Consider the following 26,350-nt stretch of genomic DNA (forward strand, 5'->3'; position numbering starts at 1 on the left):
TATGGAAGAGAAATTGAAACTATTTTTATGCGAAGATGATGAAAATCTTGGTATGCTACTCAGAGAGTATCTGCAGGCAAAAGGATTTGAAACAGACCTGTTTCCCGACGGAGAAGCCGGGTTCAAAGGGTTTGTGAAAACGAAGTATGACCTGTGCATTGTCGACGTAATGATGCCCAAAAAGGATGGCATCACGTTGGTAAAGGAGATCAGGAGCATCAACACCGAGATTCCCGTTATATTCCTGACAGCCAAAAACATGAAAGACGATGTACTGGAAGGCTTCAAGGCAGGAGCAGACGATTATATCACCAAACCGTTCAGTATGGAAGAGCTGGTTCTTCGTATCGAAGCCATCATCCGTCGCGTGAAGGGCAAAAAATCGAAAGAGCAGCAGATCTATAAATTCGGGAACATGACATTTGATACACAGAAGCAGATCCTGACTATTGGCAACGAACAGACCAAACTCACCACCAAGGAGTCTGAACTGTTGTCGCTGCTCTGCTCGCACGCCAACGATATTCTGGAACGGAACCATGCATTGAAGCAGATTTGGGAGGAGGATACCTATTTCAATGCGCGCAGCATGGACGTCTATATCACCAAATTGCGCAAATTGCTGAAACCGGAATCCAACATCGAGATCATCAATATCCACGGTAAAGGATACAAGCTTATTGTACCTACCGAAGAGGATGGCAACAACGCATAACCGCGACAAACAGGAGAAAGGGCCGCTCACATCAAAGAGCGGCTTTTTTTATTACGCTTCACCCAAAAACCGATGAATATAACTACCTTTGCAAAAAAATTGGAATGGTACACTCAATGACCGGCTACGGAAAAGCCGTTGCGGAACTTCCGCACAAGAAGCTGACAATTGAGATCAAATCACTGAATAGCAAACAGTTTGATCTCTTCACGCGAATCCCCGTCATCTATCGGGAAAAGGAGATTGGTTTGCGGAACTACCTGTCGAAAAAGCTAGAGAGGGGAAAGATCGATCTCTCCATTACGGTAGAGCGGATCTCAAAAGATCTATCCTCCACTATCGATCATACACTGCTGAAACAATATCATCAGGAGATAACGACATTGGCCGGTGAACTGCAGATCGGAGTGCCGCAGGATTGGTTCCAGATTTTGTTACGCATGCCGGACGTCATGAAACAGGATGTGGAAGAGTTGGACGAGACGGAGTGGCTGGCTATCGAGGAGGCCGTGGAAAAGGCTGTCGACGAACTGATCAGGTTCAGGGCGCAAGAGGGAGAAATGCTCAAAAACCTGTTGACTGAGAAGGTGACCAATATCCGGCAACTGTTGCAGGAGATTGAACCATATGAAAATGAGCGTATCGAGAAGGTGAAGTCGCGCATTTACGACGGACTGGCCACGCTCGAGAACAAGGAGTACGACGTCAACCGGTTCGAACAGGAGCTGATCTATTATATCGAGAAGCTTGACGTAAACGAGGAGAAAGCCCGCCTGATCAATCACCTCGATTACTTCATCGAAACATTGGAGGGGCAGAAGTCGCAAGGGAAGAAGCTGGGCTTTATCGCGCAGGAGATGGGACGCGAAATCAATACGCTGGGCTCAAAATCAAATCATAGCGACATGCAACGGATCGTGGTCCGGATGAAGGATGAACTGGAACAGATAAAAGAACAGATATTGAACGTATTGTAACTATGTCAAAATTGATCATCTTCTCGGCACCGTCAGGTGCAGGCAAATCCACCATCGTGCGGCACATGCTGGCACAGGACCTGAACCTGCAGTTCTCTATCTCGGCTACCAGCCGTCAACCCCGTGGTGAAGAACAAAACGGCGTGGAGTATTTCTTTCTCACCCCCGGGGAATTCAAGGAACGAATTGCAAACGGCGACTTTCTGGAGTACGAGGAGGTTTATCCCGACAAGTTTTATGGAACGCTGAAAAGTGAGGTCGATCGCATCCTCGCCGAAGGGAAGAACGTCGTTTTCGATATCGACTGTATCGGAGGGTTGAATGTCAAGCGGATATATGGCGACCGGGCACTGAGCATTTTTGTAATGCCGCCGTCGATCCAGGTACTCCGAGAAAGATTGGAGAAGCGAGGAACCGACTCGCCCGAGATTATCGAGGGGCGTCTCGCCAAAGCCGAATATGAGATCAGTTTCGCCCCACAGTTCGACCTGATTGTCATGAACGATGATTTCGACAAGGCGAAAGAAGAGACCTACAAGGCGATAAAAGAATTTCTGGAAAAATGAAACGCTATAAAGCAATCACATTCATACTCCTTCTCCTGGTTCCACTCTATCTCTATTCCGGAGAGATAGGGAAAGAGACCCTGCTTTTCGCCGTAAAGGATCAACAGGAGTTGAACATGGACATCTACTTCTCCAGCTCCTCATGCGATACGGCACAGCCTTGCCTGATCTTCGTTTTCGGTGGTGGCTTTAAGGAGGGGAGGCGCGATGCCCCGCAGTATGATGACTATTTCCGCTATTTTGCGGGTAAAGGCTTCACCGTGGTCTCGATCGATTACCGGCTGGGGATGAAAGGGGAAAAGGCTCCCGGGATATTCAACCACAAACCGTTACAGCAGGCCATTGCCATGGCCGTAGATGATCTCTATTCCGCCACCAGTTACCTGATTCAGCATGCCGAAGAGCTGCATATCGATCCTTCAAGGATCATTATCAGCGGTTCAAGCGCCGGTGCAATGACGGTATTGCAGGCCGACTACGAACGTTGTAACGGTAGGGAGGCGGCAAAGGTCCTGCCGGAAGGCTTCCGTTATGCCGGCGTGATAGCATTTGCCGGCTCCGTATTCAGTAAGGAGGGAACCCCATCCTACATGACCACGCCCGCTCCCACCCTCTTCTTCCATGGGAGCGGAGACAAGCTGGTACCCTACAATAAAACCCGCTTTTTCCGGTTGGGGGTCTTCGGTTCAAAATCGCTGGCCGGACGATTCAGGGAACAGGGATACCCCTACGCGTTCTACACGATGGAGGAGATCGGTCACGAGGTATCTGAATATCCGATGAAGGAGTTTCTGCCGGAGATTGAACATTTTATCCGGAACTTTGTCCTTGACAAGAAACAGTGGCAGCTGGAGACAAGCCTGAAGGATAAACTGCGAAAATCAGAGAGATCTGTCGATCCGGGAAGTTACTATAACTAAACTTCAGAGATTCAATGCAGGTGGAAACAAGTTCCGGAGATCCTGCATGGTGAGTGCAATATCAAACAGTCCCCTATGCAACATTTCCTGGAGAAATATCTGCTCCCGATAGCGATGGTAATCGGGATAGCCTTTCACAATCAGCTGGCTACCCTGTCGCCCTTCACCCCCTATCTGGTTTCGCTGATGCTATTCATCACCTATTGTCGCATCTCCTGGGCAGACATCCAGCTGACCCGATTCCACTATATATTGCTGGCCATTCAGTATCTGGGAAGCGCGTTGGTCTATCTTGCCATCAGGCCGCTCAACGAGACAGTCGCCCAGGCGGTGATGATCTGTATTCTGGCCCCTACCGCCACCTCCGCTCCGGTGGTTGCAAACATCCTGGGGGGTAACATTGCTTCGGTGGCCGCATTTTCCATGTTCAGCAATATCTCCGTGGCCTTCGTCGCCCCTCTATACCTGTCGCTGATTGGCCATTCCGGCAGTGAGGTCCCGTTTCTCACTTCGTTCTGGTATATCTTCCGCAAAGTGGTTCCAGTAATCGTTCTACCACTTCTTGTCGCGCTCTTTCTGAAGCGAACCGCCCCCGCTTTCCACCGGAAAGTCCGTTCGGCACAAGTTCTCTCCTTCTATACTTGGGCTGCAGCCCTCACAATCGTTATCGGCAACGTGGTCAACTTCGTTGTCGCACAAAACGCCGAGAGTCACACCATCGAGATCATTATAGGGATCTCCTCATTGATTGTCTGCCTGTTACAGTTCGGAACAGGGAGAAAGATCGGCGGGCGGTTCGACCGTATCATTGCCGGGGGACAGGGATTGGGACAAAAAAACACCATCCTGGCCATCTGGCTCACCCAGACCTACCTGAACCCGTTGGCATCGCTCGGTCCGGGACTCTATGTATTGTGGCAGAACCTGGTGAACTCCTATCAGATCTGGAGGAAAACCCGAAAAAGCGAAAAAAAGAGTTGACCCAACTTTCGCACGCATCAGCTCGTTGTACCCTTGTCATTCAACGAGTGGCAGTGCAAATATAAATAGAAATGAGACAATGACCACGAGAATATACAGCTGTTTTGCGGGGATACTTCCTGCGAAACCCTATGCCTGTAAAGAAAAGCTGTCGAGCGGTCGATAGGTCGTAAAACAGCGAGAAGACGAGTGGCAATGCAAGTAACAAACCATATGCAGAGAGGAACAGATCAAAATCAATTCACAACTACCCTCCTTTCAAGGCAGATCAGCTTCATAAAGGAGATCGACAGGCTGAAGTATATTCAGCGCCGTACAAAGCTCTTCAACAGCGACAGGCGGGAAAACGATGCCGAACATAGCTGGCATCTGGCCATGATGGCGCTGGTACTGGCCGGACATGCCGACAGGCCGGTAGACCTGTTGAAGGTGCTGAAAATGGTCCTTATCCACGATATCGTGGAGATTGACGCCGGCGACATATTCATCTACGATACAACAAAAAATCACACCAATACCGAGGCGGAGCTGGCAGCTGCAGAACGTATTTTCGGACTGCTACCTGTAGAACAGGCCATCGATTTGATCGAGCTCTGGAAGGAGTTTGAAGAGGGAGCCAGCAACGAGGCTAAGTTTGCCAGATCGCTAGACCGGCTCGAACCCTTGCTGCAGAACGTATCCAACAATGGCGGAACATGGGTGGAGTTCGATGTGGATTACCGGAAGGTGTATGAGAAAAAAAAGGTGATCAGGGAGGGGTCGGCTACCCTCTGGGAGTATGCTGAAAAACTGATCAACGAGAGTGTGGAGAAGGGAATCCTGAAAAAGTAATCGGGCCCTTCCTGGTCCATGCGAACGAAGAAGAGCCCAAACAATAAGTAAGATAGAGGCTGCACCCTATTTCAAATACCTGGCCAGGAAGCCCATCATGGCGCTATAGAAATCCATCCGGTTCTCCTCACGGTAGAAACCATGCCCCTCGTTGTATTTCACCATATAGGGAACATAGAGCCCCTTTGCCCGCAATGCAGTGACAATCTGATCAGACTCGTTGATGTTCACCCTCGGATCGTTCGCACCCTGAACCACAAAGACCGGTCTGGTGATCTTGTCGATCTGATAGATCGGGGAAACCTCCCTGGCTATCTTCGCCTCTTCGGGATTATCCAGGTCGTACCATATCTCCTTGGCCATGTCGGTCAGCGGTTTCCAGTACTCGGGAAACGAGGCGAAAAAGGTTTCAATATTGGAGATGCCTACATAATCGACGCCACAGGTATAGAGGTCGGGGCTCTTCACCAGTCCCATCAGAGTCGCATAACCGCCGTGGCTACCGCCATAGATGGCCACCTTGGCAGGATCAACCCATCCCTGGTCAATCACGTACTTTACTCCATCCTCCACATCCTCCATCACTTTCCGTCCGATCTGCTTGAAACCTGCCCTCAGGAACTCCTTGCCATAACCTCCCGAAATGCGGAAGTTAACCTGCAGGGTGGCATATCCCCTGCTGGCAAAAAGCTGGGCCTCCGGATTGAATCCCCACGAATCGCGAATTCCCTGCGGCCCTCCGTGCGGATTGACCACCAAGGGGACCTTTTCCCCTTCCAGGGTAGCCTTTGGCAAGGTGATATAACCATGTAACGTCAGGCCATCACGGCTCTTGAAGCTGATTGGTCTCATCTCCGCCATATCGTTGGGGTTGAGCTGTGGCATCAGATCGTAGAGCAGGCTGAACCGGCCCGTCCGGGTATCGTACTCATAATATTTCCCATACACCTTGTCGCTCTGGACCACAATCAGAAACCTTGTCTCATTGTCGTCGAAATCGGTCACGTAATACTCCACATCCTTGAACTCGGCAGCCATCTTTTTGGAAAAATCCCTGAAAAAGTTGCTCTGGGGCAAGATCACATATCTTTCCCCCTCGTATGCAAAATAGTCGATCTCGTAGTTCCTTTTCCGTGAAAGCCTCATGCCGGCCACATCGTAGTCGGGATTAGAAAAGAGCTTGCGGATACTCTTGTTCTGTTTCAGGTCGTAAAGTACAATCTCCGTCTTGTCGGAATCAAGATTGGTCATCACATAGGCATCGTCCGGATCCTTGCTGGCATAGTTGAAACTGAGAACGGTAAAAGTGTCGTACCATTTCATCCTCTTCAGCAGGTTGAACTTGCCCGTCTGCAGGTCCTTGTAGTAATACTCCATCTCCACGCCGTTCACCATCCGGGTATAGCCGCGCAGGTTGCCATCCTTGTCGAAATCATATCCCTGGATCGGATTGGCCGGATCATCGTTCTCGAAAAGCTTCTCGAGGGCACCGGTATTTACATTCAGTTTATATGGCTCGAAAACCTGCCTGTTATCCTTGTTCATCGAGATGATGATGTAATCTTTCTGGTCTTTCAGCTCGTTCAGTATCATTGCCCTCACCCCTTCGAAAGGAGTCAGATCCATCTGGTTGCTGCCGTCGATATCGACCGCATAAATATGGTAGTTTTCATTGCCCCCGTTATCCATGACGTAGATCAGACGGTTGTCGTTTACCCAACCGTAGCCTTTGACAGGCTCCTTCTTCTCCTCGATGGCCCGGGTAACTTTACCGGTGGCGATCTCCTTGATGTAGACATGATTTTTCAGTCCATCCTTCTCCATGTACGACAGATAGTTGCCGTCTGGCGATAGCTGAAAGGAGGAGGCCTTGGGTTTGGTAAAATAGTCTTCCACCTTGTAGTTGTACTCTCCCTTATCGGAAAGTTTCAACGCCTGTAGCTCCTCTTCTGAAGAGACCAGCGCGGCGATGCCCGGCAGGCTGCTCTCGATCTTCTTCAGAGTCAGTGGCAACGTCATTCCGGCCTGTTCGTAGTTTCCGACGATACTGTCGCCCTGGAGCGTGCCGTTAAAGACGATTTGCGCTACCGATATGCCCAGCTTGACCGACTTTCCGTCCGTCTCCACCTTGTCTACCGGAATTCCGGTTGCACCCTGCATGGGAACATCCATGGAGCCCGAGTAGATACCGTTTTCTTCCGCAAGATGGAAGATAAGGTCGAGACTCACACCCTGAACCGACAAGGTCCCTTTCCAGTCCCCAGATACACTTTGCGCATTTACACCCATAAGAATTGCTGTTGTAAGGGCAATTGCGATGCCCACTTTTTTAATTGGATTCATGATAATCAATTTTCCATGTAGAACAAACAATCAACCACATTGTTTTGTGAAGGTGGTATTATAGTTCCACAGCCGACAATTCCGCCAGTGCCAGTTCATAGTCGCGTTCCACCTCCAATGCCTGCTCAACAGCATCATAGTAATACTCCAGTTCCAACAGGTATTCCAACAGCGAGATCTCCCCGCTCTCCAACGCCTTATTCAGCAAGCCATTGTTGCGGCTGTCGGCAACCGCCTGGCGAAGTTCCAATGCATGCCCGCGCAGGATCGACGCCTTGCGGTAAAGCCCCTGCAACTGGTTGTAAAACTGTAACCGGCTATCCTCCAGTTGGGCTTCCGAAGACTTGATCCTGGCCTCTGCCTCCCGCAACCGGCTCCGGTTCTCCCAGAGTGGCAGGGAGATTCCCAGCGTAATGCCCCGGAACTGTTCACCAACCACCGTCTCACTCATATAGCCAGTGGTAAACTTCGGCAACAGGAGTGCACGGTTCAACTTCACCTCTGCCCTGACAATATTAACCTCCCCCTTCACGTACTGGAGCAGCGGGTTTCGGTTTTCCGCCTCCGAATACCAGGTCTCAAAATCGGTGGGCAGCGGCGATGGAAGAAAGTGATCCGGCAGTGAGATAGGCTCATTGCCGCCATTCAACCGTTTCAGTTCGGAGAGCAGCCGCTCCCGCTCAGCCTCCGCTTTCGCCAGTTGGGCATCTACTGCCGTCAGGTTGAGACGGGCCTTGTTATATCCGAGCAGGTTGGCATCACCCTGCTCCAGCCTGAGCCGGTAACTCTCGGCAATCTGCCGGGCATGATCGAGCCGCACCGAGTACTCCTTCACCAAGGCATTCTGATAGACCAGCTCGATACAGGTCTGTTTGGCCTCCAGCAGCAGACGGATCCGTTGGGCCTTGTAACGGAGTTCGGCATTGCGGTTCTGCATGCCGGCTATCTCCCTGCGGTGGTGATAGGCAGTCGGAAAGTCGAAGGATTGTGTCACCGAAAAATCGGTACGGTTCCCGATGAGTGAAGGGTTGCCCCACAGGTAGTTGAACTCAGCCTCCGGATCGGGCAGAGTGATGCCGGTCCGGTTACCGAGCATCTGCGCATTGGTCTCCTCCCGCAATGCGGCCAGTGTAGTATTGTTTGCCTCGATATCCTGCAGGATGGCGGCGTAGCGCTCCTGCCCCATTGCCATAATGGGAACGAGATAAACGACGAAATAGATCAATTTTTTCATAAGATATTATTTTTTCTCCTTGTCTCAACATACTCATATACGATAGGCACAATGAAGAGATTGAGCAGCGTGGAGGTGAGCAGCCCACCCAACACCACCACGGCCATGGGACTCTGGATCTCGTTGCCGGGCTTATCACCCTGGAAGACGAGCGGGATCAGGGCCAGGGCAGCCGTGAGCGCAGTCATCAAGATGGGATTGAGCCGGTCGACCGAGCCCTGCAACACCCTCCGGTGAAGCGATTCTCCCTCCTGTTGCATATGTTGATATCTGGAAATCAGCAGGATTCCATTGCGCGTGGCGATCCCGAAAAGGGTGATGAAACCGATGATGGAGGGAATGCTGATCACGGCCGAAGTGAGGTAGAGCGCCAACACCCCTCCGATCAATGCCAACGGCAAGTTGACCAGCACGATGGTCGAGAGGGTCAACTCCTTGAACTCCCCGTAGAGCAGCAGAAAGATCAGGCCGATGGCAAGCAGTGAGGCAATGAGCAGGGTGCGCGACGCCTTGGCGGCGGTTTCGAACTGTCCGCCATACTCGACCCTATAACCCTCCGGCAACCGGATCTTCTCGTCTACCGTCCGGCGGACATCATCTACCACGCTCTTCAGATCGCGTCCAGCGGTGTTGGCGGAGACCACGATCTTCCGTTGCACGTTTTCTCGCGAGATGCTGCCGGGACCCCCCACCGAAACGATGTCGGCAACCTCCTCAAGGGGCACCTTGCGTCCATTGCCCATATCGATCAGTGCTGAGCGAATCGCATCGAGACTCCCGGTATAGTTGTCGTTCAGGCGCAACACCAGATCGAAACTGCGTTCTCCTTCATAGATATCGCCCAGTTTCTCTCCGGCAAATGCCAGTTCAACAAACCGGTTGAACTGCTCTACCGTGATGCCGTACCTGGCCAGCATCGCCCGGTTAGGTCTCAACTGCAGCTGTGGGGTTTCGGTCTGCTGCTCAACCGAGACATCCACCAGACCCTCAACTCCCTCGATCGAATGCCCTATCTGGCTGCCCAGCATAAAGAGTTCACTCAGGTCGGGTCCGAACAGCTTGATCGCAATATTTGCTCGTGTACCCGACAACATGTGGTCGATGCGGTGCCCCAACGGTTGCCCCACCGTTACGGCTACGCCTGGAACTGTACTCAGCACGCTGCGGATCTCGTTCAGGAACTCCTCATTGCTCCGTTTGAGCTTGCTGAACCGGACATCGATCTCGGAGCTGTTCCCCGCCTGCGAATGTTCATCCAGTTCTCCCCGTCCGGTACGTCGTGCGGTACCGGTCACTTCCGGAATCTTCAACAACTCCTGCTCCATCAGCAGGCCTAGCCGGTCGGTCTCTTCGGGCGAGACACCGGGCTTGGTCACTGCCGTGATCACCAGTGCACCCTCGTTGAACTCCGGCAGGAAGCTCTGTCCCATGGTAAAGCAGAGGGCAATCGCACCCAGGAAGATTCCTGCTGTCGGGTAGAAAACCTTCCGCTTGTTGCGGAGTACCCACTCCAGCGATTTCTCATAGATTCCGTTCAGTTTCCGTGTCAGCCAGCTATCCTGCCGGTTCCGGTTCAGATATTTCCCGTCGGTAAGCAGCAGTTTGCAGAGCAGCGGAGTGATGGTCATAGCCACAATTAGCGAGACGAAGAGCGCCACGATATAGGCGATGCCGAGCGGTTTCAACATCCGTCCCTCCATGCAGGGTCAACGCATAAAAAAATCAGAAAAGACAGTGTTATCAACAATTTATCCGTCTGGTTGTTAATAACTTGTGTTGTTTTGAGGCAATGTAAATGCGTATCTTTGCCTCAAAAAAGACATGACAAGTCCAGCCACTTCTTTGCACCGGTATTTTGAGTGCATTCCCGACCACCGAATCAACAGGAACAAGAAACACCTGCTATCCGACATCATAATCCTGTCGATACTCGCCGTTATTTGTGGGGCGGAATCGTGGGATTCAATTGAACTTTTCGGCAAGACAAAACTTTCATTCCTGAAAACGTTCCTCAAACTGCCCAACGGTATCCCCTCACACGATACGATTAACAGGGTGTTTTCCAGTTTACGTCCACGTCTTTTTGAAGAAGCTTTCATCAAATGGGTTGATTCTTTAAAGGATGAGCATATCACAAAAGAGGTTATCAGCTTGGACGGCAAGTGTATAAAAGGGTCCAAAGACAGCTTTCATGAAAAGAACGCCATCTACATGGTCAGCGCCTGGGCATCAGAAAACCAATTGGTCCTGGGCCAACTCAAGGTGGATGAGAAAAGCAATGAGATCACGGCCATCCCGTTATTGCTGGACCTGCTTGACATAGAAGGAAGCATTATTACCATAGATGCCATTGGTACCCAAACGAAGATTGCTGAAAAAATCATAGAAAATAAAGCGGATTATATCCTTTCGGTCAAGGGTAACCAGAAAGAGCTTTTGTCCCAGGTGGAGGACAGTTTCAACCGGCATAATCCGGACTCGGTCGATCAGGTGACGGAAAAAGGGCACGGACGGATTGAAACACGTACCTGTGAAATTATCTCGAACCTGGGTTTCATCGACAACAGGGAACACTGGAAAGGACTCAAGACGATTGTCAGGATTACTGCCCACAGGGACACGGGTAAAAAACAGGAGACCGAAACCCGTTTCTACATTAGCAGTGTCATTGACCAAGCAGCAAACTTCAACACTTTTATACGTCAGCACTGGGGCATTGAAAACAAACTCCACTGGACATTGGACATGGTTTTTGACGAAGACCGGCAAAGGAAAAGGGCGAAGAACTCCGCCCAAAACTTTTCCTTCATCAGAAAAATAGCACTCAACCTTCTAAAACAAGACACATCGAAGGGTTCTTTGGTTTCAAAACGTCTCAAGGCCGGGTGGGATGACAACTTTTTGCTACAGTTGTTGAAAATTTAAATGCGTTGACCCTGTCCCTCCATGCCGGTCAGGAAGAAGAGCGGAACAAAGGCCACCATGATGATCAGGGTGGCGTTCAGGATGGAGGCCCGAATCTCGATCGATGCATTCAGCACCACATCCAAGACCGGTTCCCGCTCCTCCCTCGGCTTGCGGTGGTTCTGCTTCAGCCGCTTGTAGACATTCTCCACGTCGATGATGGCATCATCCACCAGCGAACCGATGGCGATGGTCATCCCGCCCAAGGTCATCGTATTGATGTTCAACCCCAGCAGATGCAGGACGATCACCGTCCCCAGCAGCGAGAGGGGAATGGCCAGCACCGAGATGACGGTAGTCCGGAAGCTGGCCAGAAAGAGGAAGAGGATGAGCACCACGAAGAGGGCACCTTCGAGCAGGGCGCTCCGCACGTTGTTGACCGATGCCTCGATGAAATCGGCCTGACGGAATATCCGGGTATTGAGCACCACATCGGTCGGTAGCGACTTCTCGATTTCGGCCAGGTTCTTCTCGATCTTCTCGGTCACCTTCAGCGTATTGACATTGGGCTGTTTGGAGATGGCCATGATCACTGCCGGCTCCCCATTCTCGGAGGCGAAACCATACTTCACCGCACTGCCGATCACCAGATCGGCCACGTCGGAGACCACAACCGGCCGGTTGTTTACCGTTTTAACCAGGGTTTCACCCAACTCCTCCAGATCGTTGGTACGAGCAATTCCGCGGATCATATACTCGTTTCCAAAATCGCGGACCACCCCACCCGATGAGTTGGCGCTGAAACCTCGTCCCGTCTCCGCCAGCTCCGCCATGGTCACCCCGAAGCGGTCCATCCGTTGCGGATCTGCCAGTATCTGGTACTGCTTCTGATCTCCGCCGATGATTGTCACCTGTGACACACCGCCCGTTGCCAGGATGGCCGGCTTGACCACCCATTCGGCCAGGGTGCGCAGTTCCATCAGTGTAGTGGTATCAGCCTTCAGTCCGATAAAGAGGATCTCGCCCATGATGCTCGATTGCGGAGCCAGTACCGGTACAATCCCTTCGGGCAGCACACCGCCCAATGTCACCATCTTCTCGCTCACCACCTGACGGGCCCTGAAGATATCGGTTCCCCAGTCAAACTCCACCCAGACAAAGGAGTATCCCTGCATGGAGGCGGAGCGTACCCGCCTCACATCGGTAGCACCATTAACGGAGGTCTCGATATGGAAGGTGACCAGGCGCTCCACCTCCTCGGCCGACATGCCATGAGCATCGGTCATGACGGCCACGGTGGGGGCGGTCAGGTCGGGAAAGACATCCACATCCATTTCGCCGGCGGTATACAATCCGCCCACGATGAGCAGGAGGGCACCCAACAAAACAAAAAGCCTGTTGTTGAGTGAATATTTGATGATCTTGTTCAACATAGCCTATCCATTTTAATGAGCATGACCCGAGTGGGCATCGATCGCACCGGCCACCTGGGAGAGCTTCACCAGCATGGCCCCCTTGCTGACAACCCGCTCGCCCGGTGAAACCCCGGCGATGATTTCGGTACGGAGCCGGTCGGTACGGCCCAACCTGACCGGACGTTTTTCAAAGAGCTCAGGTGTCAGCTGCACATAGACAAAATGGCTGCCCATCTCCTCCACGATAGCATCATCGGCTACCGTCACCACCTCATCCACTGTTGCTGTCAGGATATGGAGCTCGACAAGACTTCCGGGAATCAGACCGGGACGATTGTCGATCTCGAACATGACGGGAAGCAGCGGGTTCTCCTCACTGGTCACCTTGCCGACAGAGACCACCCTACCGTTCAGCTCCTCCAGCGTGTAAGCCAGATCACGGCCCAACTGCCGGAAGGTGACGGCGGCAATGCGGTTGAGCTCCTCGGCATACTTGGGACGAAGTTCCGCCTTCACAAAGAGGCGTCCGTTCCGGGTCACCCTGAGTACCGGCTGACCGGCATCCACATACTGGCCGTTGCGCACCAGCACTGCCGCGATGAATCCGCCAATGGGTGAACTTACCACCTGTTTTCCGGCAGAGAAGTTGCGTTGGAGATTCTCGAAGGCCGACCGGGCATTCTCCATCTCGGTCTTTGCATTGAGCAACTCCCGTTGCGAGATAATCTGATCCTTGGCCAAATCTTGCTTTCGCTCATACTCCGCCCTGGCACGTTCATATTCATTTCTGGCCTCGTCGAAACGGACAGAGAGATTATTGTCAGCCAGTCCACTGCCATCGATGGAGAAGAGGGTCTGGCCGGCAGCCACTGTTTTCCCCTCCACCAGATCACTGCCCGGGAAAAGGACAATTCCGCCGGTTCTCGCCGCCACCACCTGTTCATCGGCCGGCGTCGGTTCAAGCTGTCCGACAGTTCGTATCAGCTGTCCGAACGGCACCTTGCGCACCTCCTCAGTCGCAAAATCAACTTTCCAACTCTGCTCCTTGGTAAATTGGATTGCATTGCTGCCTCTAATCAGGGCATCTTCAGCCGCATGAATGGCATCGTGAAAATCTTCAAACACGGTCAGCCCATCAACAACAACTTCCGAATCTTGTCCGGTCTCAGTTACCTGGAATAGAAGCCTGGCCTCTCCTTTCTGCCGCGGTTGGAGGGAAAACCTGAAAATTCCCGGCTCTACGGGAAAATTGAGGGTCTGCATCACCGTATCGCTGCCTGTTATCAACCGGGCCGTAACGGTACCCTTATCGAGTGGCTTGAAGTCATCCAATCGGGTAATATGGGCGATCACCTCGCTTTCGTGATCTACAGCAAAGGGTTTCGCCTGCACGTACAACTCCAGCCCGTTGCCATAGGCAACCAACTGCAGGTTATCCACGTGGTCGTGGTGGTGATGGTGTTCATCGTCGTGATCGTTATGATTGCTATGCCGGTTGCAGGAAATGGGAATCAAGACCAGCAACAACGACAGGAACAGATAATTTAGTTTCATCGTTACAGTTTTCTGAATGGAATAAGAGTTAAATGATAAATCTCCCGGAAAGCTTCGTTTCGGGAATCAGAGGTAGCCGGAGCGGCTCTTCAGTCAGCAGGCAGGAGGAGCCCGCAATCCACGGATACGGGCATTATGGTTGGTAAATAGAGGATCAGCTTGCGGTTTTCGTCGAAAAGGCAAACCATATAGCGGTTCACCGCGATCGGAGGTTACTGCCGTGAGGCAAAGCGTCGGGAAGTCGGTATCTCTCTCCTGGTCTGCAGGGTCATCACCGGAAACGTTCTCCTGGAAAGAGGGGAGGTAGACGATATTGTCAAGCAGACAATCTACCAATGACAACTCATGGTGTTCATCTTTGTTGTCTGTGTGACAACAGTGGCGTGGCGGATCGTTCCAGTGATAAAATTCAGTGAAACTGTCGGAACAGAGATGGTGGTGATGGTGCGGAATAAAGGCGTGCACCAATAAAATCATATTGGCAACCAACAACATTCCTATTCCGACGGCTCGTTTCATCGCTATAACTATCCAACAAAGGTAAAAAAAAAACCGGCCAATCCAAACAAAAACTGAATCGTGCTGGAGGAATGAAGCGGCTGGAAGATGTTAAAATTCAGCACAATCTGGAATCAAAGCTTGTCACAACCAATTTTATTTTCTATTTTTGACAGGTTGGGTAACTCCCGGAAACATCAAATAGAGCGTAACATGGAAAAACAATCACGTAGGAAATTTATCCGTACCGGACTGGCGGGCTTTGCGGGATTGACCGTAAGCAGTGCAGCGCTGTTAAACTTCACCTCTATTCCCAATGCGAGGGTAGATCGGGTCAGTTTGGGAAATTCGGGACTGAAGGTATCACGCATCGCTTTGGGTACCGGCTCCAAGGGAAGTTCAAAAGCATCCAACCAGACCCGGCTGGGAATGGAGAGATTTGTAGAAATGGCTCGCCATGCATATCAACGTGGAATCAGCTTCTTCGACATGGCCGACTCGTACGGATCTCATCCCTATGTGGGAGAAGCGATCAAGTCACTTCCCCGCGAGAAGATTACCCTGTTGACAAAGATCTGGACCTACGAGGATGGTTCGGAGAGGAACCTTCCTGTACGGGAATCACTCGACCGCTACCGGCGGGAACTGGGTACCGACTACATCGATATCGTACTGATGCACTGCCTGATGCAGGGCAACTGGAGCCAGAACCGCAAACACTATATGGAGGGATTGGCCAGAGCGAAGGAAGAGGGTATTATCCGTGCAATGGGCGTCTCCTGCCACAACTGGGAGGCCATGGTGGAGGCGGTGGATAACCCCTGGGTGGATGTGATCATGGCACGTATCAACCCGTTTCAGACCCATATGGACAATACACCCGATGCGGTAAAGGAGCTTCTGTGCAGGGCACGGAAGAACGGCAAGGGAGTTATCGGCATGAAGATTTTCGGCGAAGGTCGACACATCAGTGAGAGTGAGCGGGAAGAGTCGCTGAAATTTGCACTTGCCGAATCCAATATCCACTGCATGACATTAGGGTTGGAATCGATTGCCCAGGTTGACGATGCGGTCGACCGGGTCATGAGTAAGCAGCACCTCTTTTATTGATACCGGACCCAGCAAACCGGAAGGTACCGGCTCCCACCTATCATAAAGTGTTTGTTTATAGTTAATATCTACCACGTTGATATCGTTAAAGATGCGCCACTCCACCCCCCGCCTGTCGTAATCCGATATGCGGTTTGCCGGCAGGTTTGTCACATCGATCTCAAGCAGATTCTCGCCATCCACCAAGTAGTTGCCGATAGCGGCTGTGAAGGGGACGGCATAGAGGGTACCCACCTCCCTCCCGTTTACATGGAGACGCGCGCTTTCCCTCACATCACCCAGCTTGAGCAGGTATTCCCTTCCCGACTCCTTTTTGATGGCAAACCTGATGCGATAACGTCCGGTAGCCATATTCCTCTTCGTATCCTCACCACCGATTCGGGTCCAGGAGACCAGGCTATCGAGCCTGAAATGGGTGTCGATGGCCGGTTCACTCTCCAGAAACTCCAGGTTCCAGCCATCGGTTAACCTGAGCTCCCTTCCCGTGTCACGAAAATAGGTCCACCCCGGCAGATCCACATCATCAACTGTAAAGGTTTTCAATATGATCGACTCACCCGGTTCCAACTGCATATATACTTCACAGCTGCCCTCATGCTCACGCAACAATGCCTTTCCCGAACTGCCATCCATCGGATTGAAGAAGATGGCCGACCGTGCCTTGACACCCAGTGGCACCCAACCATCAATCTCGTTGTCGGTCAGCATGGTAAAAAAGTAGTGATAACCTGTCTCGTTTTGCCTGCGGATCAGCTGTCCACCGTACTCCGCGATAAAGCTTTCGTGGCCGATTCCTGCCGCTTCAAACAGCTGCCGGCAATCCCGGCCGGTGATGAACCATCCCTTGCCGATACCTGCCATAACTGTTTTTCCGAAATCGACACGCGGAAACCGGGAGATCAGCCGCGAGAATCTGGCCCTCCGGGTTTCCAGGCCCTGCAGACCTGGAACATCATCGGGATAGTGGTCGATAAAAATGATGGTCGCACCCTCATTGGCCAGCTGCCAGATCTTCTCCAGGGTTTCGGGCTGCATAAACTTGACGCCGGGCAACACCAGAGCCCGGTATGTGGCACCTCCAGATGTCTTGATGCGCCCACCCTCGACTGTCGACGACCGGATAAAGCGGTCAGATATATAGTCCACCTCCCTGCCGCTTGCCCTTATCTCTTCCACGGTCTGGTAAAACTTGGGAAGTTTGTCGCGCAGACCATGGATGGAGAATGCGAAGTAGAAGTGATCCTGTTCCCCATACCAGATATCATGAAGCGGGAAGTAGAGCAGCAGGTCGTTGTCGGGCTCTCCATACTGCAGGAACGACTGTACCCGGTTGATATAGGAGAAGAATGCGGGTGCATCTTTCCAGATGGGCTGTGTTGGCGACAGGTTCGCCGACGCATAGAAGAGCCAGCCCGGCCAGGCGGCATCCCTTGGAGAATAGGGCGTTCCGTGGAAACAGACACGGTTGACGCCCGAGGTAAAGAGCTGATCGATCTCCACCTTGCATTGCGACAGTGAGGTCCTGAAATGTTCCGTCAACCAGGTAAATGTCTCCGAGGAGGTGTACCTCTTCCCCGCTACATGGGCAGCAGAACTTGCAAATTTCAAGGTAACCGGATCCCCGTCGTTGATTTTGACCAGGCTATCTTTCCGCAAACCGGGAATATTGAAATCGGTCATGCCGAATATTTCACATTCGGGAATATCCACAGCCGCATAGACGTCGATGATGTTGGCGGGTGAACCGTGCGCCTGGTTACGGGTGGTTGCGCCATGCCGGTGCGCCCACTCCGTCCAGGGTACCGTAAAATTCTCCAGCAACATCTCACCCACGCTCTCCCGGTAATCGGAGACCACCCTACGGGAGAGATCGCTCTCCCCTTTTCCCAGCAATTCGGGCAGATACTCCTCCAACCGGTATCCCCTTCGTTGGCTGAAGTGATCCAGGAGACTAGGACTCCAGTCTGCCCCGTATACTTCGTAAGAGTCGTTGAAAAATGCGTTCGGCCGGGGTGCCCCGCTTCGAGAGAAGGCATCGTCGAACCGGCTCAGGTAATTTTTCACGGCTGTCGGGTTGAAATGGTCCATCACCAATCCCTCACCACCGGGAGCAGCCCGCTTCACCTGTTGACATGTCTTCCCGGTAAAGAGCGCGATCAGTCGCCACTTTCCGGCCGGTGCGTCCCAAATGAGCCTCCCCTCGTCATCAACAAGAGAGGTCAGGTCGCATTTCCGACCCTTATCAGAAAAGGCGTAGAGCCGCAAGGGACGGGTAATCTCCAGTTCCGTTCGTGCTCCTCCCTCCACTTCATACTCCTTAAACTGCACCTTCGTTGCGGCATCGGCGACTGTCACCCCGGGACCTCCGAATGGCCAGCCGGTGCCGGTGTTCATATCCACCTTCATCCCCAGCCGCTCCGCTTCTCCTATCGTATGGCTCAACATCTCCATCCATTTCGGTGAGAGATATTCAATATAGTTCGCTTCACCGTTCCTTACACCGTAAATCGGGGTGATCTCCACTCCTCCGATACCTGCCTTGGCCAGCTCCTCTAGATTGTAGCTCAGATTGGCCCGGTCCACGGCGTTCCCGAACCACCACCAGCGTGTCCAGGGCCTGCTTTCGGCCGAGGTGGCAGGCCAGTTGGTCTGTTGCGCGCTTGCCGCAACAACATGGAATAGAACAGCAGCAATCAGGATTCTCTTCATACAAGCAGCGTTAATGGCATTGTTCCAGGGTCTTTTCACGGTAAAAATAGCACTTTTTTCCAATCCTGTCCCTATCCACTTGCACCATTTCGTCACTCCGCAAGAAACTTTTTTTACCATCCAACTGTTTACTCTTTGCTATACCGTAAAATGATTTTATGAACAAAAGAGAGATATTCGAGCAACGGAGGCACTTTTTGCAACAGATGGAAGAGGTTGCCGTACAAAAACAACATGCCAAGCTCAAGCTTACTGCACGCGAAAGATTGAATATCCTGTTCGACGAGGGAAGCTTCTTCGAGCTCAACACCTTCGTTGAACCGGCAAAGGAGATCAAAAAGAGTCAGAATGCATATGGAGACGGGGTCGTTGTCGGCCGCGGTCTGATACAGGGACGTAGCGTGTTTGCCTATGCCCAGGATTTTACCGTGATGGGCGGCTCGCTGGGTTATGCACATGGGATGAAGATTGCCAAGGTTCAGGAGATGGCCCTCAAGTTCGGTTCTCCCTGCATAGGGTTGATCGACAGTGGCGGCGCGAGGATCCAGGAGGGCATCAACAGCCTGTCGGCATATGCACGGATCTTCAGAAACAACGTCCGGTCGTCCGGAATCATCCCGCAGATAAGCGTCATCCTCGGACCGTCAGCCGGAGGAGCAGTCTATTCGCCCGCCATGACCGACTTCGTAATAATGACCAATAAGACCTCTTACATGTTTGTAACAGGACCCGACGTGGTGAAAGAGGTGCTCAATCAGGAGATCAGCATGGATGAGCTGGGCGGTGGAAATGTTCACGCTGAAAAAAGCGGTGTGGCACACTTCGTGTTCGAGGACGAGGAGCATGCCATTATCCAGGTCCGCAAACTGCTGGCCTATCTGCCGCTGAACAACTTCGATCCGTTACCCGTCTCGATGGATGTCAATTTCAATGCGGAGCGGCAGGAGTATCTCAACAAGATCGTTCCCGACGATCCCAACCGGCCGTACGACATGAAAGAGATCGTCAACATCCTGGTTGACAACAATACGTTCCTCGAAATTCATGAGAAGTTCGCACAGAATATCCTCGTCGGTTTTGCCCGACTCAACGGAAAGACGATTGGCGTTGTGGCCAACCAGCCGAAAGTGATGGCTGGTACGTTGGATATCAACGCCAGCATAAAGGGGGCCCGCTTTGTACGCTTCTGCGACAGTTTCAACATACCAATCCTTGTACTGGAAGATGTTCCAGGATTTATGCCCGGTGCAGAACAGGAGCACACCGGAATCATCCGCAACGGTGCCAAGCTGCTCTACGCCTTTTGTGAGGCTACAGTTCCCAGAGTCACCGTAATCACCCGCAAGGCGTACGGGGGAGCATTTATCGTGATGAACAGCCTCGGCATCGGGGGTGATTTCAATTTCGCCTGGCCATCGGCCGAAATTGCCGTCATGGGACCTGCCGGAGCCATCAAGATCATAAACAGGGCAGAGCTTGCCGCGGCGGCCGACCGGAAGGCGGCCGAACAGGAGCTGGTGGAAAAGTACAAGGAGGAGATCGCCAATCCCTTCAAGGCAGAAGAGCTGGGAATGATCGACGACGTGATCAAACCGTCGGATACCCGGAGGGTACTTATCACCGCTTTTGAGATACTGGCCAACAAACAGTACTCCCAACCCGAGAGAAAACACGGGAATATACCATTGTAATACACTGTGGAACAAAACTGTTCCTCTCCTGTAAAACAAAAAAAGAGTCACAGCATGAATAAAAGAATCCTAATCGCCAACCGGGGAGAAATAGCCATACGCATCATCCGGTCTGCAAAAAAACTGGGCCTGACCACCTGCGTCATCCAGGGCAATCGTGAACCGGACGCCATGTACCTGGAATATGCCGACGAGGTGATCCCTATCCGGGAGAATCTGGCCGACAAGATTATCTTCCTCAATCCCGCAGAGATTATACGGCTCGCTCTTGAGCATAAGATCGACATGATCCATCCCGGTTACGGCTATCTGTCGGAGAATCCCGACTTCGCTGCCATGTGTGAACAGAACGGCATCATCTTTGTGGGCCCCTCATCCGAGCTGATCCGCAACATGGGAATCAAGACCATCGCCAAGAAGATGGCGGCAGAGGCGGGAATGCCGCTAGTGCCGGGTAGCGACGGCGCAATTACCGATGCCAGGGTCGCCAAGGAGTTTGCCGACAGGATCGGCTATCCGGTCATCCTGAAGGCGTCGGCCGGTGGCGGCGGACGAGGCATGCGTATTGTGGAGAAACCGGAGACCATGGAGCGCCATTTCAGGTCGGCCTACGACGAGGCAGTGGCCGCTTTCGGGAACGGGGATATCTTTATCGAGAAGTACCTGACCAATCCCAAGCATCTGGAGTTCCAGATCCTTGGCGACAAATTCGGGCATGTCATCCATCTGGGTGAGCGGGAGTGTTCCCTGCAAAGGAAACACCAGAAGCTGGTGGAGGAGGCTCCCTCGGCCAGTATCGATGCCAAAATGAGGGAGCAGATGGGCGCGCTGGCAGTAAAGTTCGCCAAAACCATCGGCTATTACTCTGCAGGAACAATCGAATTTATTCTCGACGAGGATGGCTCCTACTATTTCATGGAGATGAATACCCGCATCCAGGTGGAACACCCCGTAACGGAGATGGTTACCGGGGTAGACCTGATCGAATGGCAGCTCCGGATAGCCATGGGCGAGAAGCTCCAGTTGAAACAGAAGGAGATCACCTTCAACGGTTGGGCTATCGAGTGCAGGGTAAACACGGAGGATCCGCAGAACCGCTTCTCACCGCAGACCGGATTTATCGAGAAGATCACCTTTCCTCATGGAGATCATATCCGTGTGGAGACCGGGGTCAAGGATTTCTCGGTGGTTACTCCCTATTTCGATTCGATGATCGCCAAGATCATTGTGCATGGTGAGAACCGGGACGACTGTATCGACAAGAGTCTGAGTGCCCTGAAAGAGTTCTCCATCTCGGGATTGAAAACTACCGTGCCGTTCTGCAGGACCGTCCTGCGCAGCAAGGAGTTCAGGGAGGCCACCTACACCACCCATTGGGTCGATTCGGTCTTTACAACCGACATGCTCGAGTCGGAAGATGAAGCGATGATGGCAGCACTGGCTGCAACCATCACCTATGCCAAAGAGTATCTGCAATACTCTTCCGACTCCCCGATGTTCAAGAGTGAATCGCTCAACGTCTGGGTATTGAATAAACGAATAAATAAATAAGCGTTAACAATATGGCAACATCATATGTATACAAGAGAGATGCCACCAGGCTCTTCATCGCTATGCGCGACAATGGCGACAGGTATAAGATCTACCTGCCCAAGGAGTCGAAGCCGATCATTAACGGTGAGGAGAGAGATGTCTTTTTCCTGGAGCACAAGAACAACTTCTCCTCTTTCAGGATGGGCGATGTCACCTACCGGTGCGAGATCACCCAGCGCGACCAGCACCGGATCACGGTAAAGGTGAACGGCGTGGAGTACAAGTTCAGCATTGAGTCCATCTTCTCCTATCTGCGCCGCAACCTCCTCAACAAGGGAGCTGAAGTAGATGTCGGCAATGAACTGAAATCTCCCATGCCGGGGAAGATCGTCGACATTTTTGTAAGTGAAGGCGACCTGGTAAACAAGGATGAGCCGATACTGAGACTTGAGGCGATGAAGATGCAGAACGAGATCAACGCCAGCTGTAACGGAGTAATCCGCAAAATTCACGTTTCTCCCGGTCAATCGATCATGCAGGACGAGTTACTGGTGGAGATCACCTCGATTGATGAGTAATGGGTGAGAGCGGGGGTTAAATCACCCTCACTCTCAATACGCCCGTAATATTTCTAATCCGTTTCACGTTCTCATCGATAATCTCCTCCTCCAGGTCGACCATGGTATAGGCATAATCACCCCGGCTGCGGTTGATCATGTTGGCAATATTGGTGCCCTGTTCGGAGAGTACTGCCGAAATCTGTCCCAACATTTTGGGAATATTCTTATGTGCAATGGTCAGTCGGTGCTTGACGATGCTGACACCCATATCGCATGCAGGGAAATTGACCGAGTTACGGATATTGCCATTCTCAAGAAAATCCTTCAATTGCATTACGGCCATCACGGCACAGTTATCTTCGCTTTCGGGGGTAGAGGCACCCAGATGAGGCACGGGAATAACCCCCGGAACATTAATCAGCTTCTCGTTGGGAAAATCAGTCACATACTCGCTCACGATACCGGCTCCCAACGCATCGATGATATCTTCGTCGTTGACAAGCTCTCCCCTGGAGAGGTTGATGATCCGTACCCCCTCCTTCATCTCGGCAAACGCCTCCTTGCCGAGCATATGCTTCGTCTCGTCGGTCAACGGGATATGGAGGGTGATGTAGTCGCAATGCTTGAAGAGCTTTCGCAGGTCATTGGCCTTCTTCACCGCACGAGACAGTCCCCATGCATGGTCGACGGAGATGTAGGGATCGTAGCCATAAACCTCCATCTCCAGGTTCACCGCCGCATTTGCCACCATCACTCCGATGGCCCCCAGTCCGATCACTCCCAGCCTCTTCCCGCTGATCTCCGGACCTGCAAATTGTGCTTTTCCTTTCTCTACCTGCTTAGGCAGATCATCACCCTTAAGCGACCTTGCCCAGTTGATTCCCTCTACAATCTTGCGCGACGACAGCAACATGGCTGCAACAGCAAGCTCCTTTACCGCATTGGCATTTGCTCCGGGCGTGTTGAATACAACAATTCCCTTTTCCGAACATCTCTCCACCGGAATGTTGTTTACACCTGCTCCGGCACGTGCAATGCAGTGCAGGTTGCCGGGAAACTCCGTCTCGTGCAGCGAAGCACTGCGAAGGATGATACCATCCGGTGTGTCGATGTCACTCCCTACCTCATAGTTCTGACCAAATTTATCCAACCCCGTTTTTGAGATTCCATTCAGGGTCTTAATCTTGTACTTACCCATTATTGATTGTTTATTAGAAAATTACTGTCAACAAACAGAAGCCAGTTTATTATTTGAAACAAATGATATCAAATTTTGAACGCAAAGATACTAATTCTTTATTTGAATTTACAATTTATAAGCATAAATAGCAGGTGAAAATCATGTTGTTTTAGTGGAGAGATCACGACTCTGGCTGGTTCACCCCTCACACCCTCCATCATCATCGCGGCAATGGAACAATTCCGGAAATCTCAATTCCAACGGCAAATCCAGAAAGGGAGAATTGCGGTTTAACAGGCTCTGTATATGTTATAAAACATATTTTTCTCAAGGGGTGATATCGTTAAAAATGGCTAACTTGCGTCGCATTTGCAGTGCGGCTCTGCATCTTTAAAAAGAGCAGAGTCCTTTTTGTTGTAGCGGCTTATACTTTTAAAACACATAAAATTTTTAATCATGAAAGTTTACAAGACAAACGAAATCAAGAATATTGCTATCGTTGGCAATTCAGGATCGGGCAAGACCACTCTCGCAGAAGCAATGCTTTTCGAGTGTGGTCTTATAAAACGACGCGGCACGATCGAAGGGAAAAATACCGTGAGCGACTATTTTCCAGTTGAAAAGGAGTATGGATACTCGGTCTTCTCTACCGTATTTTCATATGAATGGAAAAACAAGCTGATGACACTGATCGATTGTCCGGGGTCGGACGATTTTTCAGGGAATATTGCCTCGGCACTTGGGGTAACCGACTTGGCCGTAATGCTGATCGACGCGACCAGTGGAGTGGAGGTGGGAACAATCAATCAATTCCGCCAGATCGAGACGCTCAACAAGCCTATTATGTTTGTAATGAACCGGATCGACCATGAAAAAGCCGACTTTGAAAACACCATTACCAACCTGAAAGAATTCTACGGGAGCAAGGTAACCCCCATCCAATATCCAACCGGAAGCGGTCTGGCATTCGACGGTATCGTGGATGTGCTCAAGCAGAAATTCTACAAATGGAAACCGGGAGCCACCGCGCCAGACGTGCTGGAGATACCCGACAGCGAAAAGGAGAAGGCGGCCGAATATTACCAGGTGCTGCTGGAAGCTGCGGCTGAGAATGACGAGACATTGATGGAGAAATATTTCGAGCATGGAACACTCTCGGAAGAGGAGATGCTCGAAGGGATCCAGAAGGGGATGATCACCAGGGGACTTTTCCCGGTGTTCTGCGTCTCTGCAGAGAAAAACATGGCTGTTCACCGGTTGATGAACTTCCTCAGCCTGGCCGCACCCTCGCCCGATCAGGTTCCCGCACCTAAAAACAGAGATGGCGTCACCATCGAGCCCGACCCTAACGGCCCCACATCGCTTTTCTTCTTCAAGACTACTGTTGAGCCGCATATCGGCGAGGTTTCCTACTTCAAGGTGATGAGCGGAAAGGTGAAAGAGGGCGATGACCTCACCAATGCCGACAGGAGCTCGAAGGAGCGTGTTGCCCAGATCTACCTGGTTGCCGGACAGATGAGAAACAAGGTGGAGGAGTTGCAGGCAGGAAGTATTGCCGCAGCAGTCAAACTGAAAGATGTACGCACAGGCAACACACTGAATGCCAAGGGATGTGATAACCGTTTCAACTACATCCAGTTCCCCGAACCGCGTTACCGCAGGGCTGTAAAGGCCAAGGTTGAAGCCAACGCCGAGAAGTTGAACGAAGCGCTTACCCGTATGCGGGAAGAAGATCCCTCATTGGTTATCGAAGTCTCCAAAGAGTTGAAGCAGACCATCGTTTCGGGTCAGGGTGAATTCCACCTGAAGACGATGAAATGGAGGCTCGAAAACAATGACAAGATTGAGATCGATTTCCTCGAACCGAAGATACCTTATCGCGAGACCATCACCAAGCAGGCGCGTGCCGACTATCGCCACAAAAAGCAGTCGGGCGGCGCCGGACAGTTTGGGGAAGTTCACCTGATCGTGGAACCCTATACCGAAGGTATGCCTCTGCCGGAAGTGTACCGTTTTAACGGCCAGGAGTTCAAGATACAGTCGCGTGACATACAGACCATCGAACTGGAATGGGGAGGTAAACTCGTTTTCGTCAACAGTATCGTGGGAGGTGCCATCGATGCCCGTTTCCTTCCGGCCATCCTGAAGGGAATCATGGGACGCATGGAACAGGGTCCACTGACCGGCTCCTATGCCCGCGATGTACGTGTTATCGTCTACGACGGCAAGATGCACCCGGTAGACTCCAACGAAATCTCATTCATGCTGGCCGGACGCAACGCTTTCAGCACCGCATTCAAGAATGCCGGCCCCAAGATCCTGGAACCGATCTACGACGTGGTTGTTTCCGTTCCCAGCGACTATATGGGTGACGTGATGAGTGATCTCCAGGGACGTCGCGCCATGATCATGGGCATGGAGAGCGAGAAAGGGTTTGAGAAGCTGAAAGCCCGTGTTCCGCTGAAAGAGATGTCGAGCTACTCCACTTCGTTGAGTTCGATTACCGGCGGCCGCGCATCGTTTACGATGAAGTTTGCCGACTATGAACTCGTTCCTTCGGATGTACAGGAAAGACTGCTGAAAGAGTATGAGGCAGAAGAGAAAGAGGATTAAACCAATCTCCATTCAC

General features: G+C 51.8%; 20 protein-coding genes. 12 read left to right on the plus strand and 8 right to left on the minus strand.

Annotation, left to right across the window (positions count from 1 at the left end; genetic code table 11):
- Position 1 precedes the first annotated feature (1 nt).
- From rprY to ING2E5A_RS08930, 6 genes are all read left to right on the plus strand, one after another.
- On the plus strand, positions 2 to 715 hold the full coding sequence (gene rprY, locus ING2E5A_RS08905) for a response regulator transcription factor RprY (protein ID WP_071137105.1): 714 nt from the start codon (positions 2 to 4) through the stop codon (positions 713 to 715).
- A gap of 104 nt (positions 716 to 819) precedes the next feature.
- Positions 820 to 1,692 (plus strand): YicC/YloC family endoribonuclease, encoded by an 873-nt coding sequence (locus tag ING2E5A_RS08910; protein WP_071137106.1) that lies wholly within the window; start codon positions 820 to 822, stop codon positions 1,690 to 1,692.
- A 2-nt stretch (positions 1,693 to 1,694) separates the two neighbouring features.
- Positions 1,695 to 2,258, plus strand: a complete 564-nt coding sequence (gene gmk, locus ING2E5A_RS08915) for a guanylate kinase (protein WP_071137107.1) — start codon at positions 1,695 to 1,697, stop codon at positions 2,256 to 2,258.
- On the plus strand, positions 2,255 to 3,178 hold the full coding sequence (locus ING2E5A_RS08920; RefSeq protein ID WP_071137108.1) for an alpha/beta hydrolase: 924 nt from the start codon (positions 2,255 to 2,257) through the stop codon (positions 3,176 to 3,178). The genes gmk and ING2E5A_RS08920 overlap by 4 nt, the downstream gene beginning before the upstream one ends.
- Positions 3,179 to 3,253: 75 nt before the next feature.
- The gene (locus ING2E5A_RS08925; protein WP_071137109.1) at positions 3,254 to 4,159 is read left to right on the plus strand and encodes a bile acid:sodium symporter family protein; all 906 of its coding nucleotides are present in this window, start codon (positions 3,254 to 3,256) and stop codon (positions 4,157 to 4,159) included.
- A 213-nt stretch (positions 4,160 to 4,372) separates the two neighbouring features.
- Complete coding sequence (locus ING2E5A_RS08930) at positions 4,373 to 4,990, plus strand: HD domain-containing protein (RefSeq protein ID WP_071137110.1); 618 nt, start codon at positions 4,373 to 4,375, stop codon at positions 4,988 to 4,990.
- A 66-nt stretch (positions 4,991 to 5,056) separates the two neighbouring features.
- Here ING2E5A_RS08930 and ING2E5A_RS08935 read toward each other — a convergent pair whose 3' ends face one another.
- The 3 genes from ING2E5A_RS08935 to ING2E5A_RS08945 are packed head-to-tail and all read right to left on the minus strand — an operon-like array spanning position 5,057 to position 10,255.
- Positions 5,057 to 7,333, minus strand: coding sequence for a S9 family peptidase (locus ING2E5A_RS08935; protein ID WP_231960366.1), 2,277 nt, complete (start codon positions 7,331 to 7,333; stop codon positions 5,057 to 5,059).
- 58 nt (positions 7,334 to 7,391) lie between these two features.
- The gene (locus ING2E5A_RS08940; RefSeq protein WP_071137112.1) at positions 7,392 to 8,567 is read right to left on the minus strand and encodes a TolC family protein; all 1,176 of its coding nucleotides are present in this window, start codon (positions 8,565 to 8,567) and stop codon (positions 7,392 to 7,394) included.
- Positions 8,564 to 10,255 carry an efflux RND transporter permease subunit gene (locus ING2E5A_RS08945; protein ID WP_161941975.1) on the minus strand — a complete coding sequence of 564 codons (1,692 nt, stop codon included), beginning with the start codon at positions 10,253 to 10,255 and terminating at the stop codon, positions 8,564 to 8,566. The genes ING2E5A_RS08940 and ING2E5A_RS08945 overlap by 4 nt, the downstream gene beginning before the upstream one ends.
- Before the next feature lie 133 nt (positions 10,256 to 10,388).
- On the opposite strand from ING2E5A_RS08945, the gene ING2E5A_RS08950 reads away from it, so the two are divergent.
- A complete protein-coding gene (locus ING2E5A_RS08950) occupies positions 10,389 to 11,492 on the plus strand; it encodes an ISAs1 family transposase (RefSeq protein WP_071137114.1) in 1,104 nt (367 codons plus the stop codon).
- Here ING2E5A_RS08950 and ING2E5A_RS08955 read toward each other — a convergent pair.
- From ING2E5A_RS08955 to ING2E5A_RS15345, 3 genes are all read right to left on the minus strand, one after another.
- Entirely contained in the window at positions 11,489 to 12,904 is a 1,416-nt protein-coding gene (locus ING2E5A_RS08955; RefSeq protein ID WP_071137115.1) for an efflux RND transporter permease subunit, read from the minus strand. The genes ING2E5A_RS08950 and ING2E5A_RS08955 overlap by 4 nt on opposite strands.
- A gap of 12 nt (positions 12,905 to 12,916) precedes the next feature.
- Positions 12,917 to 14,440, minus strand: coding sequence for an efflux RND transporter periplasmic adaptor subunit (locus tag ING2E5A_RS08960; RefSeq protein ID WP_071137116.1), 1,524 nt, complete (start codon positions 14,438 to 14,440; stop codon positions 12,917 to 12,919).
- Between the two features lie 93 nt (positions 14,441 to 14,533).
- On the minus strand, positions 14,534 to 14,959 hold the full coding sequence (locus ING2E5A_RS15345; RefSeq protein ID WP_154670067.1) for a hypothetical protein: 426 nt from the start codon (positions 14,957 to 14,959) through the stop codon (positions 14,534 to 14,536).
- A 192-nt stretch (positions 14,960 to 15,151) separates the two neighbouring features.
- On the opposite strand from ING2E5A_RS15345, the gene ING2E5A_RS08965 reads away from it, so the two are divergent.
- Positions 15,152 to 16,048: an aldo/keto reductase gene (locus ING2E5A_RS08965; protein ID WP_071138293.1), complete on the plus strand. Its 897-nt coding sequence runs from the start codon at positions 15,152 to 15,154 to the stop codon at positions 16,046 to 16,048.
- On the opposite strand, the gene ING2E5A_RS08970 is transcribed toward ING2E5A_RS08965, so the two are convergent.
- Positions 15,974 to 18,757, minus strand: coding sequence for an alpha-L-rhamnosidase (locus ING2E5A_RS08970; protein WP_071138294.1), 2,784 nt, complete (start codon positions 18,755 to 18,757; stop codon positions 15,974 to 15,976). The two genes, ING2E5A_RS08965 and ING2E5A_RS08970, sit on opposite strands and share 75 nt — an antisense overlap.
- Positions 18,758 to 18,915: 158 nt before the next feature.
- Between ING2E5A_RS08970 and ING2E5A_RS08975 the strand changes: the two genes are divergently transcribed.
- Genes ING2E5A_RS08975 through ING2E5A_RS08985 form a run of 3 tightly spaced genes read left to right on the plus strand, consistent with a single transcriptional unit; the run spans position 18,916 to position 22,559 of the window.
- A complete protein-coding gene (locus tag ING2E5A_RS08975; protein ID WP_071137117.1) occupies positions 18,916 to 20,448 on the plus strand; it encodes an acyl-CoA carboxylase subunit beta in 1,533 nt (510 codons plus the stop codon).
- 54 nt (positions 20,449 to 20,502) lie between these two features.
- Positions 20,503 to 21,999, plus strand: a complete 1,497-nt coding sequence (locus ING2E5A_RS08980; protein WP_071137118.1) for an acetyl-CoA carboxylase biotin carboxylase subunit — start codon at positions 20,503 to 20,505, stop codon at positions 21,997 to 21,999.
- Positions 22,000 to 22,010: 11 nt separating this feature from the next.
- Complete coding sequence (locus tag ING2E5A_RS08985) at positions 22,011 to 22,559, plus strand: acetyl-CoA carboxylase biotin carboxyl carrier protein subunit (protein WP_071137119.1); 549 nt, start codon at positions 22,011 to 22,013, stop codon at positions 22,557 to 22,559.
- Between the two features lie 16 nt (positions 22,560 to 22,575).
- Here ING2E5A_RS08985 and ING2E5A_RS08990 read toward each other — a convergent pair whose 3' ends face one another.
- Positions 22,576 to 23,739 carry a phosphoglycerate dehydrogenase gene (locus ING2E5A_RS08990; protein WP_071137120.1) on the minus strand — a complete coding sequence of 388 codons (1,164 nt, stop codon included), beginning with the start codon at positions 23,737 to 23,739 and terminating at the stop codon, positions 22,576 to 22,578.
- Positions 23,740 to 24,177: 438 nt separating this feature from the next.
- Here ING2E5A_RS08990 and ING2E5A_RS08995 point away from each other — a divergent pair, with 438 nt between their 5' ends.
- On the plus strand, positions 24,178 to 26,334 hold the full coding sequence (locus ING2E5A_RS08995) for an elongation factor G (RefSeq protein ID WP_071137121.1): 2,157 nt from the start codon (positions 24,178 to 24,180) through the stop codon (positions 26,332 to 26,334).
- The last annotated feature ends 16 nt before the right edge of the window (positions 26,335 to 26,350 follow it).

Origin of the sequence: Petrimonas mucosa, assembly GCF_900095795.1 — a bacterium.
Lineage (GTDB): Bacteria > Bacteroidota > Bacteroidia > Bacteroidales > Dysgonomonadaceae > Petrimonas > Petrimonas mucosa.